This window comes from Vibrio sp. 2130-1, assembly GCF_033339515.1.
Genome location: NZ_JAWOUT010000293.1, coordinates 1 through 696, shown reverse-complemented (window position 1 = coordinate 696; position 696 = coordinate 1). Strand labels below are relative to the sequence as shown.

The 696-nt window shown below is 44.8% G+C and carries 1 protein-coding gene; it reads left to right on the top strand.

Annotated elements, in window-relative coordinates:
• Positions 1–666 (top strand): FAD-dependent monooxygenase (locus R7Q09_RS25810; RefSeq protein WP_318143899.1); only part of this gene is annotated, 666 nt, incomplete at its 5' end.
• Between the last annotated feature and the right edge of the window lie 30 nt (positions 667–696).

Below are 696 nucleotides of genomic sequence, written 5' to 3'. Positions count from 1 at the left end.
CTAGCGGGTATTGGCGTGACTGCTTGGGATTACCGTCAACATTGTATGCTCATCAATGTTAAGACTGAGTTGCCACAACAAGACATTACTTGGCAACAGTTCACCCCTAGTGGGCCTCGCTCTTTCCTACCTTTGTGTTCATTGACAGAAGATGGACAAGAAGTCGGGCAAGGATCTTTAGTTTGGTATGATTCCCCAAAACGAATCAAACAGCTTTGCGCGATGACCAAACCTCAATTAAGAGAAGAGATCGTGCGTCACTTTCCTAAAGAGCTTGGAGATATCGAAGTTCTGCAGTTTGGTTCTTTCCCTTTGACACGTCGACACGCGCAGTCCTATTCGCATAGAGGTTGTGTGCTAGTTGGTGATTCAGCGCATACAATCAATCCATTAGCGGGGCAGGGCGTGAATTTAGGCTTGAAAGACGTTGATGTATTGCTATCAGTGACACAAGGGCAAGATGAGTTAACGGATGCTCTATTAGCAAAATATGAGCGTACTCGTCGCCCGGATAATCTTCTAATGCAGACCGGTATGGATTTTTTCTACAAAGGCTTTAGCAATGATTTGGGGCCTTTGAAGTTTGCACGCAATGCAGCATTAAAGCTGGCTGAAAATTCAGGGCCGATCAAAGCACAAGTATTGAAGTACGCGTTAGGTATGTAGGCTAAGTATTACGTAGCAAACCAGATAGAA